Annotated in this window: 13 protein-coding genes; 7 read left to right on the top strand and 6 right to left on the bottom strand. The window is 52.7% G+C overall.

The features are described 5' to 3' along the window. Positions 1 to 213 precede the first annotated feature (213 nt). The 4 genes from M2332_RS10000 (at position 214) to M2332_RS09985 (ending at position 7,230) form a co-directional block, all read left to right on the top strand. Entirely contained in the window at positions 214 to 1,338 is a 1,125-nt protein-coding gene (locus M2332_RS10000; protein ID WP_264573927.1) for a tyrosine-type recombinase/integrase, read from the top strand. 751 nt (positions 1,339 to 2,089) lie between these two features. Continuing rightward, positions 2,090 to 2,905, top strand: coding sequence for a DUF1837 domain-containing protein (locus M2332_RS09995; protein ID WP_264573926.1), 816 nt, complete (start codon positions 2,090 to 2,092; stop codon positions 2,903 to 2,905). Positions 2,906 to 2,951: 46 nt separating this feature from the next. Further along, positions 2,952 to 6,011 (top strand): DEAD/DEAH box helicase, encoded by a 3,060-nt coding sequence (locus M2332_RS09990; protein WP_264573925.1) that lies wholly within the window; start codon positions 2,952 to 2,954, stop codon positions 6,009 to 6,011. 598 nt (positions 6,012 to 6,609) lie between these two features. After that, positions 6,610 to 7,230 (top strand): tyrosine-type recombinase/integrase, encoded by a 621-nt coding sequence (locus tag M2332_RS09985; RefSeq protein ID WP_264573924.1) that lies wholly within the window; start codon positions 6,610 to 6,612, stop codon positions 7,228 to 7,230. Positions 7,231 to 7,807: 577 nt separating this feature from the next. Here the strand turns inward: M2332_RS09985 and M2332_RS09980 are convergent. Continuing rightward, on the bottom strand, positions 7,808 to 8,740 hold the full coding sequence (locus tag M2332_RS09980; RefSeq protein WP_264573923.1) for a hypothetical protein: 933 nt from the start codon (positions 8,738 to 8,740) through the stop codon (positions 7,808 to 7,810). A gap of 254 nt (positions 8,741 to 8,994) precedes the next feature. Further along, the gene (locus M2332_RS09975) at positions 8,995 to 9,216 is read right to left on the bottom strand and encodes an SOS response-associated peptidase (protein WP_264573922.1); all 222 of its coding nucleotides are present in this window, start codon (positions 9,214 to 9,216) and stop codon (positions 8,995 to 8,997) included. Positions 9,217 to 9,301: 85 nt separating this feature from the next. Between M2332_RS09975 and M2332_RS09970 the strand changes: the two genes are divergently transcribed. Then, positions 9,302 to 10,057, top strand: a complete 756-nt coding sequence (locus tag M2332_RS09970; protein WP_264573921.1) for a zinc ribbon domain-containing protein — start codon at positions 9,302 to 9,304, stop codon at positions 10,055 to 10,057. 1,169 nt (positions 10,058 to 11,226) lie between these two features. Here the strand turns inward: M2332_RS09970 and M2332_RS09965 are convergent. Beyond that, entirely contained in the window at positions 11,227 to 11,772 is a 546-nt protein-coding gene (locus M2332_RS09965; RefSeq protein WP_264573920.1) for a hypothetical protein, read from the bottom strand. Positions 11,773 to 12,446: 674 nt separating this feature from the next. Beyond that, on the bottom strand, positions 12,447 to 13,163 hold the full coding sequence (locus tag M2332_RS09960) for a hypothetical protein (protein WP_264573919.1): 717 nt from the start codon (positions 13,161 to 13,163) through the stop codon (positions 12,447 to 12,449). 1,013 nt (positions 13,164 to 14,176) lie between these two features. Between M2332_RS09960 and M2332_RS09955 the strand changes: the two genes are divergently transcribed. Beyond that, entirely contained in the window at positions 14,177 to 14,962 is a 786-nt protein-coding gene (locus M2332_RS09955) for a hypothetical protein (RefSeq protein WP_264573918.1), read from the top strand. A 1,072-nt stretch (positions 14,963 to 16,034) separates the two neighbouring features. Here M2332_RS09955 and M2332_RS09950 read toward each other — a convergent pair. Continuing rightward, a complete protein-coding gene (locus M2332_RS09950) occupies positions 16,035 to 16,295 on the bottom strand; it encodes a helix-turn-helix domain-containing protein (RefSeq protein WP_264573917.1) in 261 nt (86 codons plus the stop codon). Between the two features lie 172 nt (positions 16,296 to 16,467). On the opposite strand from M2332_RS09950, the gene M2332_RS09945 reads away from it, so the two are divergent. Beyond that, a complete protein-coding gene (locus tag M2332_RS09945; protein ID WP_264573916.1) occupies positions 16,468 to 17,661 on the top strand; it encodes a hypothetical protein in 1,194 nt (397 codons plus the stop codon). Between the two features lie 63 nt (positions 17,662 to 17,724). Here M2332_RS09945 and M2332_RS09940 read toward each other — a convergent pair whose 3' ends face one another. Next, positions 17,725 to 17,937 (bottom strand): hypothetical protein, encoded by a 213-nt coding sequence (locus M2332_RS09940; protein WP_264573915.1) that lies wholly within the window; start codon positions 17,935 to 17,937, stop codon positions 17,725 to 17,727. Positions 17,938 to 18,355 lie beyond the last annotated feature (418 nt).

Below are 18,355 nucleotides of genomic sequence, written 5' to 3'. Positions count from 1 at the left end.
TTTCCTATTGATATCAGCGAGTTATTTTGGAGCCTTCGGGCTCCTTGAGACTGTTATAATTGCTGTTATAAAACGCTTACACGTAAGTTCAGCAGCGGAATACAGGCTATCCCCGGTAAAACAGAATCGATCACGATCCAGAGAGGTCTGAGCCTTTATAAACAGCCAGTTAGTAAGGGCCGTGGCAGTCCTAATTGGTATGCTCGGGTTTATATGCCTTTCAATGGTCGAGCGGTGCATACGAAGAGTACGGGCACGACAGACACGAAGCTTGCTCGTCAGAAGGCTCAGGAGTTCTTCAGTGAGTGCTTGATCGAGAAGGGCATTAGGGACGGTACGCTGCCAGTAGCCCGTGAAGCTGTTCGAAAATCTCAGCTGAGATTTGATAGGATTGTCGATCAGTGGTTGGATGCAATCAGTCTGCAGGCTGGAGATGATGAGAGGCGCCTTCGGCATTGGAAGGACTGCCGGGGAACGGCTCTGGGCAAGACAGGGTTCGCCACCTACTTTGGCAAAGCCGATGTCAACACTATTACACCTGAACGAATTCAGCAGTTCATCGCTTTCAAGCGAGAGAAAAGTACGACGGGAAAGCTGGCGGCGACGACGATTAAGAGAAATATCGTACTCCTAAATGTTGCATTGAAGTTCGCCTATCAGGCTCGTCTGCTCGACCGCATGCCGCTCATGCCCAAGGTGAGAACGAAAGATAATCCCCGGGCATGGTTCGAACATGATGAGTATCGGAAGCTTCACATCGTTTCACGAAACAAGGCTCGAGGTTTCCGAAGCAAGGGCGATCTAATGATGGCGGACCATTGGGAAGAGCTCTCGGACTTCATCATCTTCATGGTCGCCTCCTTTTTACGGCCCGGAGAATGGCCAGACCTGAGGCAACGGCATGTGAAAGTGGTCAGTGGAGTAAATGCTCATCTCGAGCTTGCTGTGACCCGCAGTAAGACAACCCAACGGAGATCAGTCACGATGGGACCAGCCGTTAAGGTGTTCGAGAGAATCCTAAAACGGCAGGGGAGCGCTCCGGACGCCTATCTCTTCAAACCGGGATATCACAATCGCCAAACCGCTCGGGAGAGGATGGCCGATGCCTTTGAAAGCCTCTTAGCTGAGCTCGGCATGAAGACAGACCAATTTGGACATAAGCGTTCGACGTACAGCCTGAGGCACACCGCCTTGATGTTCCGGTTCGTTAAGGGCGAGAATGTGGATATTCTGGCGCTTGCAAAAAACGCAGGCACAAGTGTGGATCAGTTGGAGCGGTTCTATCTTAGCAGGGTCAACCCTGCTGATAAAATTGCTAACCTCCAGAGCTTTCGGTAGTCGATAGAATCTTTATTTGGGGAAACGACATGATGCTTGATTTGGGGCGGTCATTCACAACCAAGGACGTCGCTAAGCTTTTGGCGTCGAAAGATGACAGTCAGCATCGGCAATTGAGAGTAAGTTCCGAAGGGAAAGCTTATCTGTCGGATGTTGTAGGCAGCCAAGAAATCTCTGATCTGACATTTCGCCTCGAAACTTGGGACGCTGGAAACGGGTATTGCGGAACTGCCGCCGCCTTGGATCGAGCCTTTGTAAAAAGGATCGAGAAAGTGTTGAGGGCTAATTGGCCTAACCCTACATCGACCTACATCGACATTTTTTAAGGGCGCGAGCAGCTGGTCTGGTCAATACTTGCCGTGCCATTAACAGCGATCGAGGTGTCGGCTTGCGACCACAATCGATCGTTCAGTTTAACCACCGTGGACGTCCGCTTCTGACAGAAGCTGCCGATCGGATACCCACAGCGGCCAGTCAGCTTTGCGCCCTAATTTCGGACAGCCAGCATCCCTGATACGCTTTCCAAAAGCAGACGCTTGTTCAGGGAAATTTCCCGAGCGCTTACACTGCCGGCGGGCACTGCGTTCGCTGGCATTGGTCGCCATCGGCCCGATTATGCACCGCAGGCAATAACACTGAAATTTCGACGCAATTCTGTGGCCTTTTTCGATCCATTACATCGTAGTCAACCACGGCGCCGCTGTATAACATCTGGCCGTGACACGGCATCTAGATTTGAGGTTTGAAGGAAGTGGCTGCGCCGCCGCACATAGGTTGGATCAAGGACACGGGTGAACGTCGACAGACGGCATGCGGGCAAGAAATCCAAATCTGGGAACTCGATCCCGTTGACGACCAGGCCGTTCTATCGGCGTGGGCGGCACATTTCCGACATCATTACTGCGCTGACGCTGATCTTCCGGCACTCGTGGACGGCACCGGCAAAAGCAAAGCCGAGTTTCTTAACACGATATTGTTTCCCGATGCGAAGGTGGCACCCGGCCCGAGCCTTCGGTCAGGTGACTTTGGTGAGATACTGGTCGCCGACTTTATCGAGTTCATATTGGGATATTGGTGCCCTCGGGAGCTTCGGTATCAGGATCGCTGGAATCGACAGGACTCCACCAAGGGCTGCGACATCGTCGGCTTCAAGTTTGTGAATAACCAAGGCGAAAACGCGAACGACGAGCTTTACATCTTCGAATCAAAGTCCGGGCTGTCAGCGACAAAAAGCAATCGACTTCAAGACGCGGTTACGGACTCGATGAAGGACCACCTTCGCGAAGCCATGACGCTGAATGCGATGAAGCAGCGCCTTCTGGTGCGCGGGGAGACCGCGCAGGTCGAGGCCGTCCAGCGATTCCAAAACGAAACCGAGCGGCCGTTCCGTCGCATCAACGGAGCAGCCGCAGTGTTGGACATCGATGTCTTCGCGACAACGACGCTGGAGGAAACCGACGCGACCGGGCACAAGAACGCAGCAAACCTGCGACTGCTCGTCATCAAGGGACCCTCCCTGATGCAACTTGTCCAAGCCCTTTACGAAAGAGCGGCTAATGAAGCCTAGAGCAACCGCGACTAGGGTACTTTCCACAACGCGGGCGCGGGCAAAAATGCACGAGTTCCGCGTCGCCCCGGAGTATTTCATTGAGCTATACCGGGACCCATCGACGCTATTCGATCTGGCAGTGGGCATCCTCGGTGACGTGGCCGCCGTCACCGCCGATCAGTTTCGCGAGGCTGACAGCGTTGAAGGGTTCAATCCGGATGTCGAGCCGGTGAGCTGGGATGGCGAAGAGCTTTCCGTATCGGAAGGCCTTCGCTTCGCTTCAACGTTCTTCGACGCCTACCTGAATGCCAAGCTCGACGAGACAATTTCGGTCGAGTTCTCGCTGCTTTGCGCAAGCGCCTATTACCTCAACAACAGCGTCGGAAACGCGACTGTCATCGTCAAAAAAATGGAACCGCCGCCCCCGGATTTTGCCGCCGGGCTGGCCCGACTGATCTATCAGATTTTGCTCAACGACTTTTCGCCAATCGATGCGGGCTCCGATCGGGTGAATGCAGTCCTCGCCGGCATGAACGGCTTCATGACTTTCGCATCTGGTGTGCCTGAGGTGTCCGCCGCATGCGGCACTCTCCGGGAAGTCGCTTATCAGAACGGCTCGCCCCGCGAGCTGCTCTATGCGGATTTGACAGCTGCAGTCTGTGCAACCAAGCTCCGAAACGCGTCACGCATGATCCTGCCTGAAGCATCGGGTCTTGATCCTGCCGCGTGGCAACCTGCGCTCGAAAAATCTCATTTTCCCATTGAACTTTGGCCTGCCCAACAACGAATTGCCTCCGCAGGCCTGCTGCGAGGCCGCTCCGCCGTCATTCAAATGCCGACGAGCGCGGGTAAAACCCGAGCAACAGAACTAATAATCCGCTCGGCCTTTTTGTCTCAGCGGGCGTCCTTGGCCGTGATCGTCGCCCCCTATCGCTCGCTCTGTCACGACATCAGAGGCGATCTTGTGACGGCATTTGCCGGTGAAGACATCCGTCTGGACGAGGCTTCGGACTCTTTTCAATTCGATGTTCAGCTAGAGCAAATTCTTGCAGTGAACACGGTGCTGATCGTGACGCCAGAGAAGCTGCTTTACATGCTACGTCGCGCGCCGGAGCTGGTCGATCGCATCGGGCTCGTCATCTATGACGAGGGCCATCAATTTGATGGTCTCACGCGCGGGCCGACGTACGAGCTTCTCCTCACCTCCCTGAAATTGACCCTGCCGGAAGCAACGCAGGTCATTCTGATTTCCGCGGTGATCGGGAACGCCAACGCCGTCGCGGAATGGCTGGTTGGAGATCCGGAAGCCGTAATTGACGGCGCGGGGCTTCTCCCTACGTCGAAAAGCATAGCTTTTGCCAGCTGGCAGGATGCCAGAGGACGACTCGAATATGTGAGCCCGACTAATCCCGAAGAAAGCGAATTCTGGGTTCCTCGCATCATCGACGACTTTCCCCTGAACCTTCGCGGGAGAGAGAAAAAGGTCCGACGATTCCCTGAAAAATCGAAGGGCGGCGAAGTAGGTTTATTTCTCGGGCTCTACGTCGTCGGCAACGGGAGCGTCGCGGTCTTCTGCGGCAAGAAAGATAGCGTGACGACCGTCTGTCGGCGTGCCGTCGACATCTTTGATCGTGGCGCAAATTTGCCGAAGCCCGTCGATGTGTCGGATGCGATGGAGGTCGAAAAACTCAGAAGTCTATCCGAAGCACATCTAGGACCCGATGCGGTGGCGACTAAAGCGGCGCCCCTCGGGATATTCGCCCATCATGCGGACACGCCCCAAGGCCTCAGGCTGTCGATCGAGCATGCCATGAAGGTCGGTTTGGCCAAATTTGTGGTCTGCACCTCCACGCTCGCGCAGGGCGTCAATTTCCCTCTCAAGTACCTGATTGTCACCTCCACGCGCCAAAGTGCGGAGAGCATCATGGTGCGCGACTTCCAAAACCTGATGGGTCGGGCGGGCCGCGCCGGAATGCACACCGAGGGAAGCGTGATCTTTGCAACACCGTCGATATTCGACCAGCGCAACGACTATAGAAACCGGTGGCGTTGGAATGAGGCAAAGGAGCTGCTGGACGCTTCCAAGTCAGAGCCGACGAAAAGCAGCATCCTCAACCTGTTCGACGATTACGTGCAGCGGCAGAAAGACGCGCCGCCGGTAGTCCAACCAATTCAGCCTCAATGGCTCGACCTAGCTTTCGCGGATCAGGCCCGGATTGAGGCGGTGGTGCAGGAAGCGCTTAATATACAGCCGAACATCAGCGCAGCAGAGTTTCGAAAATTTATCGAACGTCGGGCACGGGCTATTCAGGCCATGGCGGCATTTCTCGTCGCGAATATGACCTTTCTAGAAGAGGAAGGTCAGGATCGTGTTTCCGACCTCGCCTCGCACACGCTGGCCTATCATCTGGCACCCGAGGAGGTTCGCCCTGCTTTAGTTGATGTTTTCCAGATGATCGCTGCCGCCATAGCTGCGAACACCGACGGCGACCAGCGGGCCGTGATACGGAAGTCGCCGCTACCGCCAGCGATCATCGCCGAGCTACAGGCGTGGCTTGTCGAGAATGCAGCGGAGCTTCGGGCTGCGATCGAAGCCGACCAGTTACTGCAAGTGGTGGGCGAGAAGATCATATCCTGGAATTCGGCCCCCTCCATCCGATCGTTGTCCGACGATGGCTTTTTGCCCGAGGCACTGGCGGACTGGGTCGCAGGCCGCCCCTTCCACCATATCCATGCGAAGATGGCAGCACTGGGCATCCGGGTCAGCGGCGATCATGCAACCGTCGAGGATGCTGTCGCCCTCTGCGAGGGGGCCTTTGCCTATGACTTGGCGATGATCACCGCCTCCGTCGCCGACCTCGCCGAGCCGATGGACGAAACCCTCTTCAACGGCTTCTCTAGGCTCCAGAAGCAAATCAAATACGGGCACAGTGATCCAGCCGCTATCGCTTTCATGGAGTCGGGTTTTGCCGACCGCGTGGTGGCAAACTTCCTGTCGTTTTTGTGGAATAATGTGCGTGACCGAGACGGGGTGCGCACAGCCTGTCGGCATGAGGCAATGCTTCCGGCACTGGCGGCGTATCCATCGTATTTCTCATCGGTTGCGACCGAGCTAGCTGCATAGGGTTTATGGCCTGCCATCCCGTAAAGCTGCGTCTCAATTGCGCCGGACCGTGTGCGCCAAAACGTATTCAAGCTTGGCTGGGTCGGGTCAGCAGACGAATGACAGCTTCATAGGACTAGCACTCCGTTGGCGGGCAAGTCCGCATCCGGCCCAAATCCAGCCGCCGCTCGATGGGCTTGTAACAATGTCCGGTCTTGCGATCTGCCGATCCGTTAGCGGTCAGTCTGCTACCCGCCCAATTGCCACCGTCGGCGAACCCATATTCGCTGGTCAGAAATGACCGGTATCAGCGGAACCGGTCATTCCATAGCGCGGTAGCGATTGGCGGCTCTGTCCCAGACGCGGTCTTTCCAAGTCACCGTCTAGGATGTGAATGAACGACGGCTTTTGACCAGGTCATTTCGCTCCGGAAACGTAGGCTCTGTTGGCGTACTCTACCTCACCGTGCGTGCGGCCGATACACTTCAGTCACCTCGTGTCATGGCTTCAGTCAGTCGTTATATAAATATAATTACCTCACGACTCCGGATAACTTTTTAATAAATGGTGATTTTTCTGTTCCGCCCTCTCCTTGCGACAATAATACCGTTATTTAAATATGAAGGTGATCAGAAAAATAGCGGATATCATGCTCCAAAAGCAGGCCAAATTGCTAAACGTCTCGCAGGAAAAAGCCGTGCTTAACTACTTGGCTGCAACCCGGTATTCCGTGCGAAACAGAGCCATATTCCTTCTTTCGATCAGAGCGGGGTTAAGGGCTAAAGAAATAGCTGCTCTCACTTGGGGAATGGTCACAGACGCAGAAGGCAGTGTATCCGACAGCCTCCAGCTTTTAAACATCGCTACCAAGGGCAACAGCGGAGGCGTAATCCCAATTGCTCGCGATTTGAAATCCACGCTGTGCGAGCTTTATGCGACGAATTTCGCAACGACTGGTGAGTGCCGGGTCATTTTGACGCAACGGAGCAGGAAGACCTCAGCACAAGTTATCGTAAACCTCTTCTCCCACTGGTATCGGGAACTAGGCTTTGAAGGATGTTCCAGTCATTCCGGTCGGCGAACATTTATAACCCGTGCGGCTCGCAACATTAGCAAGTTTGGCGGGAGCATCCGCGATGTGCAAGAATTGGCGCGCCATCGGTCACTTGTCATGACTCAGCGTTACATTGATGTGGATCGAGAAGCACTGCGCAAGGTGGTCGAACTTGCTTCTCTCTAGCCTAAGCAAAATCAGCTAAGCGCTAAAATTTGGATCTGCGCGGACACATAAATAACCCGACACCTCATTGGCTGTATGCCATGGTTGGACACCAGTAGAAGTCCCACGAGCGCGGAACATGACGCGTAGTGAAGCCCTGCGGATTGAGGCGCGAGGCAGTAACAATCGATTCCGTCATGAACGGTAAAAGATTGTGAATAAGCTGATCAGCTTTCGTTGATTGGCACGATGGCGGCTCTGGGAATAAGCAACCGCCGCTTCAGTGGATCGTCGTTCCATAGCGCCACTGAGGATCCGTTGGATAGGACGGAGCGTAAAAGGAGAACGGCTAACCGCCCTTCCCTCCAAAGAGGTTGCTCTTATGGAATTGGCTTAGGACCGGACTGTGAATGTCCCTTTGAGCCGCTTCTCCCCTCAAGGGGAGAAGTTTGCACAGACCACCTGTGAATGCCTAAGTGTAGAAATTAAATCTAAATCACCGAAGGTAATTTGCGAAGCAAATTCAGTTTTATCATATGATGACTGTAATATCAGTATCCGAGACGTGATACACATCATATAGTGATGCTTTTAATACCTAAGATCTATACCTAGATCCATCGATAATTCGCTTCTCTAAATCAGGTATCTCTGGAGCAAGTTCCTCCAACTCCGAATCTTCGATCATTTTCTCCTCTACAAACTCCTCAAACTCGAGACGATATTTCTTGCCAGCCGGCGTTTTTTTCCACTCGACATAGAGTTTTCGAAGCCGGCGGCGCTGATTCAGGGCAATTGCTCGCCATCCCTGTTGAATCTCGGCCCACTGCTCCCTTTCCGCCACTTGCAAAGACCGCAAAAAAGCAGATATCGCTCGTTCGACAACGGCCTTTGTGGTTATTGCCGCGACTGGTCGCATACCATCTTTCGTGCTTGTTCCCGAGACCAGCACCACTGCAACACCATTTAAAAATGTCTCGTCCATCAAGGGATTTGGAACTGTGAACTCAGGCGCCTGAGCGTCTAGCGCCAAGAGACATTCTTTTGCGAGGGTTTCAAAAGTTGGCTTTGTTTTTGGTATTTTAAGGGCAGATTGCCGCGCTTTGTCCACACCGCCAATCTGCTCTAGAAATTTGACAAAATCGCCCTGGCTGTAAGGAATGTTGGATTTTTTCGCGGCGCGAATTGCACTGAGCCACTGGCTTTTCTTGGCTTTGGTATTTTCCTGCAAGCTTAGAAGCTTCACCAGAAGGAGTTCGTGACTAGCTTTAGTGGAGGGATCCCAACGCGGATTATTCCTAACATTCGAGTCGGTAGCTACCTTTGCGACCAAGTTCGACTTTGCGGTTTGATTTTCTTCTAAGCGGTGGCCGAGTTCATAAATTCTTCCAAGCACCCTCCAAAGCTGATGAGTTCCTTGGACATCGGAAGACTGCCAGTCCGCAAAGTCTGCTTCTAGTTCGTCCGTTTCCTTTCGAAGAGCATCGATATCTTCGAAATCGGTAACCTTTGTGCCACGTTTTTTCCGCACCTTACCCCCAAATGAACCGACCCACTGAAAACAGAAAAGGTTGAGTTAAAACTTTTAACCTCCTTACTGGTAAGAAGTAAACTCGAGCGGGCGCAAGTGCGATTCACACTGGTAACGGAAGCTGATATCAGGCTGACGTGCCCCCGGCGGGGATGAAAGCTGAAAGAGCAGGGCATCCTGAGCGATGCCGAGTTTGCCTCCCTCAAACAGAAAATGATTAACTGATGTGAAAAACTGACTGAATTTGTTGTTGCTCAGTTCACATGCATTCGATTCCCCGCAAAAAGGAACTGTGAGCGCATAGGCCTACCGCGATCACCGGTCAGCCACGTTTTATAGTTTTCTGGTTCAAGGACGACAGGCATGGCCTTGGGATTAGTAGCGGAGACGATTTGCGCACAGTGATCGACAATGCCCTTGCGCTGCTGGACATTGGAATTGAGGCTCACCGGATCGAGCCAGGTCCCAAGGATCATCTGATCCTTGCCAGGTTATTGCAGGAATTCCAGCCAGCGGTAATCATGCAGTCCAAGCATTTAAATCATCTGAGGGGGTGGGTGTATGAAGGCAAATGAGAAGAAGTGTCCTAGGTGCGCTGAGGTCATCAAAAAAGATGCGCGCGTTTGCAAGCATTGTGGCTATGAATACTCAGAGGCGCAAATCGCCGCAGATAAGGCGCAGGAAGCTAAAAACCAACAGAACGGCGCGATCGGTTGCGTGGTTTTAATTGTGGTGATCCTGCTCATAAGCATGTTTTCATCTAGCAACGAGAAGCCGACCCCCGCTAACGACACCGAACAAGTTGCTGCCATCTCACCTGCCGAAGCGAAAGCGCTTGAAGAGCGCAACAAAGATCAGATCGCAGCTAGGCTGAAAGAGGCAAGGGCTCTTCCGGCTTCAGACATAAGCGGCAATGCTCGTGCTTACGAGGAGCTGGTCAAACTGGCTCCTGCAAACACTGAGTTCAGCGCTAAGCGGGACAAGTATAAAGCCGCTCTGTCAAAGGTTGCCCGCTTTGAGGGTCATCCAGAGGAGGCGCTGGAACTGACGAAGATAAGCTGGGAAAAAGGAGGCTTTGGCAATATCCAGCTCCTCCGCTTTACCGTTAAGAACTCGGCCCCCTTTGCCATCAAAGACTTTACGTTAGAGTGTATCCACCAAGGCCCCTCTGGCACGGATATGGATAGCAATACGCGGGTCGTTTACGACATGGTTCCGGCTAACGGTTCGAAGCGTATCAGAGAGGTCAACATGGGCTTTATCAATAGCCAAGTTACGACTTCCCGTTGCTCGATCACCAACGCCAAGAAGGTTTAGCCTGAGATCCGTAAGATACCGCTGGGGCTCGCGCTGTGCAAACAACTCCTATCGGAACGGCCGAAGCGTTCAACCTTAGCAGGGTTCAATTGAGGGGCGATACTTCAAAAGCGGCCTGCCAGGACACGACGTGCTTGCAGACGTTAAGCAACCATCTGATACAGTCCTATGGATCGGACAGTCACCAAGATATGGGCGCATACCTTCGCGGCAACTTGCGGCCTGATTTGTTTGACAGCTTGCTCCTCACCATCAACTCAAGATCAGAGTGCATCGGTAGAGCAAAAATCTGTCGTCCTTAGCATCACCGATTTAACAGGCGGGGCAATAAAGGGCACTGCGCGATGCACGGACAAAGCAGGCAGGATGCTCATGAGGGAGGAATGCTTGCCTTCGGAAAGAGCTTTGACGGAGGCGGTTCTTGCCTGCGGCCCTTCGATAGCAACGATTGATCTCTCATGGAATCATTCAATATATGTGGCTTTTCCAACCAACTGGCGGCCAGACAAACCATCGATCCTAGAAGTCGTGCGGTGCGTGCAAAGTAAAGTAGGATTTGCATTTTCTGCTATGGTCGGCACCGAACCAAGGCCCGGTGAGAGTCCCCAAGGGGACAACACCGCATTCTTGAGCCTTCATTCGCCACGGCCATGAGCGTCTGCTGACCACGCCAAACGCCATTCGCCGATCCTCGGTCGGCGCTATAAAGCTGTTATGGCAGCTATCCGCCCCTTAGATGTAAAAGCTGATTTTCCGTACACGACGACATTGCGGACGTTCCACTAATTGGCCAGAATGGCGATGTGAAACCGATCCCGCCAACGCAAGCACAACTGAGAGTGGAGTACGCGCCCATCCGAACTTGGGTCGCCCTCTCTGCTCTTGGCGTGTTTCTCACGCTAGTACGTAACTGGCTGTATAATATACCTTTCGTTCCGGTCCGTGTCGGGCTGTCACCCTTTTTCGTTTTGACAGCTCTAGGTGCATTATATGCGGGAAGCATTTTGGTGTGGCTCGCTTGTCGTAAATACTACGTCCGTTAGCCACGCCAAACTCGCCTTTCGCCGATCCGTCGTCAGTGCTCCAAAGCGGTCATGGCTATCATCCGAATTTTGACTCGCAAAGCGGACTGTCCGGACACGACAACAAAGCTGCCCTAAGTTAAGTCCTCAAAATCCCCATGGCACCACAGCGGTATCCGCACTGCGGGGTATTCCGATCTGCTTATCTATCAACTTTGCGTAAGGAAGACGGTTGTCAATCAAACGGTCGCCCGGCGCTTCTGACAATGCGGGCGAGGGCAGATTTAAAGTTTCGCGAGCGGCCCAGCTTCCTCCCGTTTCGCTCAGCAGCAATCTGACTTTCTCCTTCCGGCGAAAGAAAATCTCGCAACCTCCCGCCGGAAGTCGAAGAGAGAAGACTCGAACACTCGGTCCCTTGATTATTTTCCTAACTTTAAGAAGGGCCTGAATTTCTCTCTTGTTCTTATAGTCATAACCGCTGACTCGGACGATCTCACCATCTACTATGGCGTCGGCCTGCCTAATATTCTGTTTCACTTGATCAGAGAGAGGTAGCGATTTGTAATCTGGCCGTGTAGGCGAACATGCAAACGCCGCGCTGGCGCTTAATACCCAGCAAAGCGAGAAAATAGACGTCTGCAAGCTTCTAGATATCATTGCCTTGACGATATGAGATGGGGGCGTAATTGCCAAGCCTCTGACTGCAATTCGCCTTTGAGATCGGAAACCCGCCAGTCCCGCTAACCACGCCTTTCCGGACACGACGACAAACTTGGCGTTCGCTGATCTCTCCTCAGCGCTACCAGCGCTCATGGCAGTTATGCGACAGTTGGCTACTAAATCGCTTTTCCGGTAGGGTGCCATTGGGCAGTCAGCGGGATCGAAATTTTAGATGTCGGCGAACAACAATCGAACACCACCATGCTCCTAACAGTGCCACCAGCGCTAGCAGAACGTGCACGAGAGTCGCCAACGCAAACACAGCTGGGTCTGATGACCAGAAAACAGCGCTACCGGCAAACAGAAGTGGCCCCCCCACTAGAATAGACGGAACACTTTTTGCAAAGCCGATCAGCCATCCCAGCGCGATTAGGCCTGCGAAGATACCATTTATCCAGTCACGCCAGTACGGAGGGCCAAGCTCTTCAATACTCTTTTCACTAACAAACATACGAGAAATAATGTCATGGGTTGTGTTGATTGGCAACACCCGCTTCCCCGACATTTAAGCCATAGCCGCTTCAAGTCGAGTGCCTTGAAAGCGGACATTCGCAGTTTTCTGCAACATTTTGGGCGTTACAACCGGAACCACTTGCCCGCATCGCGCCAGTGCCGATTAACGGTAATTTGTAGGGTAAGAACGCTGCTCAAGGTTCAGGGCTTGGCTGATCCAAAAGATGAGAGCGCTCAGGAAACTGGCTCCAAAAGTCATCAATCGCTTGCGCAAACTCGTCAAAATCCGCGTCGCTGACTTCCATCCGCCTGTGATCAATGAGTGCCTTCAATTTGTCATCCCACGTTCGTGGTGGAACATATTTGCCGTGTTTCTTCTGCAGGGTTTGAAGTGATCGACCCTTGCCGTGTTTATAGACGTTGACGATCAATCCACAGGCTTCAATGGGATCAAAAAATGTCTGTCCCTCCACATTCCACCCAAATTGGATAAGCAGATCAAATAGGTCAGATACTTTCGTTTTGATCGACCATATTTCGTCATCTATCCACTTCTGCGACGTGTAGTGACGCAACTCCAATTCTAAAAACTCGCGTAGCTCCTTGTCCCACTGATGATACATTCCCGCGATGCTGGAGAGCAGAACCTGCTTTTTCAGGTCGACCAGTTGGCCGTAGTGACCAATGGCCTCGTCATATGCCCATTCAGCTAAGTCTGGCTCCTCGCGGAATTGGTATTGTGGTGATTGAGAGAGAGCGCCCAACAGCTCATCCTTATATTGATCTGCTTGGCCCTCTAGGTCGTCAAACTGAGAAAATAGGCGCTTTCGAACCTGCTTCACATAGAAGCGATGTCTGTTCAGGATGATGCTGCGCGCAACTTCATCCAAATAGAGTTGTGGCTGAGTCACACAGGTATCCTTGAATAAGAGAGAAAGGGCTGCCCGAGAAAATATCGCAGTTTTCTGAGGGTTCTAGCTGTTACAACCGTCACCACTTGCTCCGCAGTCGTCGATGAAAGATGGTTAACGAGGACAGGGGCGAACGGCAGGAAATGAGGGGCGCCGCCTCCAAAGCGGACTTTCCGGACACGACGACATTCCGGACATAACCCCATTGAAGGGCGTTATTGTGCTGGCTCGGGCCATCGCCTCCAATTTGATCCTTCGCTGCAAAGCGAATGAGGCCCTTTACAAAGCGAAGTCGCATCCATGATCGCTCGGACGGCATCAACTCGAGCGCACGGTGCCTCTGGCGAAACTTCGAGGATAACTTGCGGCTCGGGATTGAAGTTAGACGATAACGCCATGTAGCGCCGCAACTTCTCGTCGGAAATTGCCACGTTGTTCCAAAGCGTTGAACCGTCTTGCCTGATGTGGACGAACTGAATGGATCTCAGATGAGCGATGCCTTCCCGTTCGCCGCCCCAATCCGCGGGAGGCGTCGAGCAGCTGGACGCATATGTCTCAGGGGCACGATCGCAGCTCATGACCATCGAGGCGGCAAGAACGACAAACGAGAGAGCAAACAATTTTCTCACTGGTGTGTCCTGAAGCCTCACGCGCCGCGTAGCAATCGCTACCTTTCGCCTCAATATTTTCGCATCTCGATCTTCCGCTTTCCACGCCATTGCTGTCGTCAAACTTCGCGGACCCTTGTGTGCGAGCGGACATCGGATAACCTAGCTTGATGTTGAACCGCACCGCCGCGTTGTCCCTGTTGCCTTTTATTCTGAGTGGCTGCTCATACATTTATGACGTTTCAGCGATCGTCCGAGGTGGGCGAGTTGTATTCATTGTAGACTCGAAGTCCTCACAGCAACCGACTTGCCTGCGCCGGATCGAGATCACCCAAGGCGGCGACACGATGTGGCTGGAGAGCGTCGATTACGACGATAGTTGTGCGAATGAATTCCCCCTTTCTTATGGCGAAGCGCTCAGGGGAAGGCATCAACGGGACATCGAACAGATCGCGGCGAAACCACTCCGCCGAGGTGTTGTCTATGAAATATCTACGACGACTGGCGCAACTGGATATGGCGGCGGCAGGTTCACCATTATGGCAAATGGTCGCGTTCGAAACCTTCCTAATCGTTGAGGGCGCTTGCTCCACTTCAAATCGTAAACCCGACAGTCCGCTCCCCACGCCAAACTCGCCGTTCGTCGATCCGTCGTCAGTGCTCCAAAGCGGTCATGGCTATCATCCGAACTTTGACTTGCAAAGCGGACTGACCGGACACAACGACATTGCTGACGTTCGCCACAGTTGGCAGACTAAGGCGATGGCAATCGTAGGTTCGACCCGAATGACGCGACGGAGCATGGGGATTCTAGCGGCTATCGCAGTATTATTTGCGGGAGCAGCCTTCCTTACTGTCGAGCCCATGCGCTGGCGTCTACCCCCGCGTTTTTTGTTCAGCCCGCTCGAAATCTATCGCGAGGGTGCGTTCGATTATTCGATGTGCATGAGGGTGAAGTTATCGCCTGCGGAGGCCAACGACTTCATAAATAGCCTCTTCACCCCTCACGAAAAGATTGCTCGCTCAGTTCCGACTGATCAAGCCATATGCCAAGCCCCTTTCTGGCCCAAAACCTTCATGGAGCAGACAACAGCATATGCCGAAATCCGGGTGCCAAGCGGCATGATCGATGGGAGCAGTGGCGTCCTTTACGAACACAACTACCTCTACTTCTGGTCTTGGAGTCAATGAGCCGGCGATGTCCGCTTTCCATGCCATTGCGGACATTCACCTTGCGTAGAAATTCCGATTCCGAGGATCGCCCGCAGCAGGGAAATTGTTTTCTGGAATGCAACTCTGCACAGCCTTGCGATGGATTGCAGCCAACGCCCGACCATTCAGCTTATATAACCTAACGCTCGTTCGATCCCCCGAAGGAAAAACATCCACTACGATATGCTGCGACCTGTTCCTGTACCGCAAAGCGTTAGCCGGTGAGGAGGGTGAACGGACATGGGCCAGTGCCAATCGACCACTGTAGTTCTTTCCCAAGCAGAAGCTCAGGCTTTCGACATCGCTGCTCGTCGTTTGCTCAAAAGCCGGCGGTGCCCCTTCTAGTGATCGCTCAGTTGACAAGCTAAAAAGGCCCATCAACCATGCTTGCCCGATCCAAAGCGGTATCGCCGCCAGCGCTACTATACCCATGCCAGTTCGTACGGTTGGTGATAGGTCTGACCAGCGCTTCATCTTACACCGATTTCCCCCGCATCGATTGAAATGGTCAATGTCTGCTTCCCACTAATTTCTGGTCTAACGACAACGATCATGCACCGCCTTAAACCGGACATTGACGCTGTGGGTCGGGCTCGGCTTTAGAGAGACAAAGATGCGAGGCGCCCTAATGGAATGTCGATGGCTTAGCCTGTTCGCGGCGGCACTTTTATCTGGCTGTGGTGCGCCATCTATCAAAGCTAAATCAGGTGAACTGACGCAGAGCCAAGCAGACGGTATCGCTACAAGATGCGGCGGAGACGAAGGAATGCTTTTGGTTAAGGATGGCGAACTGACTCTTGTCCAGGCTAAGGAGTTCGATGTCACTTCCTGTATTATGAAAAGCCTTGATGCTGCGGGCATAACTGACTTCGCTTCGTCAGTCAGAAACGAAAAACACTGAATGCGCAGCGGCCGTTTTCATATCTTAACTCCTGTAAACCGTCTGTCCGCTTCCCACGCCCATTCAGCCGTCGGCCGCGTATTCCGTACCGATTAATTCCGGACACCCGTCCGGGCGGAATTCGTCCACGCACCCTAGACAGGGCTAGTCTTAAAGAACGGCAGAGCCGTCAATTTCTGTGATAACCTGGTTGAGGAAAAGCTCCGGTTCAATTTCCAGCGCCTGAGCAATAGCAATGAACTCGACGAGGTCCATCCGACGCTCTAGCAGCTCAATCTTGTTTACGAACGAAGGTGGCTTTTCCAGCCGTCGAGCTAACTCTCTCTGGGAAACACCTGCTGCTTCTCTAGCATGCCTGACCGCATTGGCCGTGGCACGATACGCAGGCGAAACTACCCATCCCTGGCTCATCAATGGACCTGCTTGATAACAAGCAAGACCTCATATAGCTGACCCAGAGTGTCCCCATTTTAGGGACATCTGGAGGTCTACTGAGATGGCTCGGCGAGGCTGCTGTCGAAGTGAGGTCGTTGCTCGCAGGATTTTCAGGAGTCGTCCGGCAGAAAGGGGGTGGCAAGGTTAAATGGATAAGTTCTCAAAGGTTGCGTTCGCGGTGACGGGAGCATGCGGAGCGATTTTCGCCATTTCAAACTGGGATGCATTGACCATGAAGGCACAAACGGTGCTTCAGGGGACGTCGAATGAGGCCGAAGCAAACTACGTGGCGGGTTCCATTTGGAGCTACAGCCAGTCTGTTGATGAAATGACGGATCGGACGCACAGCAAAGCATCGGCTAACTTCGCATGGGCCGGAGGCAACATGGCCGTCGATATCGAATGCATCGCTCCAGAGAAATTATCGTACACCTTCTTAGCCTTCGATGCGGAGGGCGAGGGGGTTCCGTTTCGATACGAGCTGGGTGAAAATGCTCTGGGTGAAGCTCGACAGTTTACGACGGTCAAGGTCCGCATTGATGAGCGAACAGCAGTGAGTTTCACCGTCCCTTTCAAAAATTACACCAATGAAATCTATCTGGCTGGCAACACTGAGAAATGGATGAAGGAGCTCTCGGCGATCTATGGACATAGATCGAGCGTAGATGTCAACGATATGGCCTCCGCCCGACTATTGAGAATAGCGATTCAGGCCAATGATCGAGAGGGGGTGCTGAGAATTGAGCAGGATGATCCGATAGTGAGGCGAGTTTTTGCCGCTTGCTCAGCAGGACGTTCAAACCAAATAATTGACGGCAATAGGTCGAACCCAGAGACTTTAGGTAAACGATATCCGTCGGCAGACCCAAATCCGGAAGGATCCTTAACGAAGAATCGGGCGGAAACACCGCCTCTGGAAAATGCTTATAGTTTCGCTGACTTTCCCATCGTAGCATCGATCTTCACCGTTGTGGAACCACAACTAGATGGCGCGCAAAAAGAATTTCGTTCGTTTCGGACCCGCATAAAGGCAGCTGTGACTGAAGGGCCTGTGTTTGCAGGTCGAGTTGCGATAGCGCAATTTGGCTGCGGAACGAGTTGCAAGTCAGGTTTGGCTATAGATCTCAGTACCGGTAACATTGTTAGCCTGCCGCTGGGAGGCGAAGAGCATCCTGACAGCGAATGGGAATTTCAGAAAAATAGTAGGCTGATGAAGGTTGCGTGGGTCGACGCTTGGGCCGAACCCAAATGCCATGGGCAGGGTTATTTCGAATGGAATGGATCAGACTTCAAACAGCTGGCAATCACTGATTACCCCTCTGGCTGCACCGGCAAAAACTAGGTTGCGAAGCCCGAACGCGTTCTTGACCTAAGCCGAGTCTACTATTCAGGATATAGGTTAACGCTAGAGGCGCTGAGCCGGCAAGAGTTCATAGGTGAACCGATCAATTCTGATCGACGCCGTACCAAACTCGATCTCGATAAAATCCGATGTTTTCTGGAATTGCATATCAATGCCAAAAATAAGCGCATTTCCAGACATCTTATTCCACAAGGTATCGTGCATTTCCAGATATTCAGCTATTTCTAAGCTTAATTCAGCAATAATTGAATTCATTCAAAAACAATAATTTATATACAATATCTTTCCTAGAACGCTGACCTTGCGTGAAAGTGGATAGACTGACGATCCTTGCTCGCCAGAACTGCTGTGCCGACAGACCGTATGAGCACTACAATCCCGGAGGAAATGGAATATGAGGGCGCATAAGGTGCCGCCAGCCTGTCAGAATGACGAACCAGAAAGCGTGCGGCCATTAGCGAAAGTATTATAAGATATGTTATAAATCTAGTTATTCTACTTTAAAAACAACGTTATCATTGCATTCGTAATGCGAGGGTCAGGTGTTCGAGTCACCTAAGCGGCACCATTTTTGAACCGGCAGGAAAGCCGGATTGAGACAAGCCACATACATTATCAGCTGAGAACAATTCTCTGTGGCTTTACCGCCGGGAGCCGTCGCGGTGTCGCGTGA

Origin of the sequence: Sphingobium sp. B11D3A (assembly GCF_025961695.1) — a bacterium.
In the GTDB taxonomy this organism is placed as follows: domain Bacteria; phylum Pseudomonadota; class Alphaproteobacteria; order Sphingomonadales; family Sphingomonadaceae; genus Sphingobium.
This window is presented reverse-complemented; position numbering and strand designations above follow the sequence as displayed.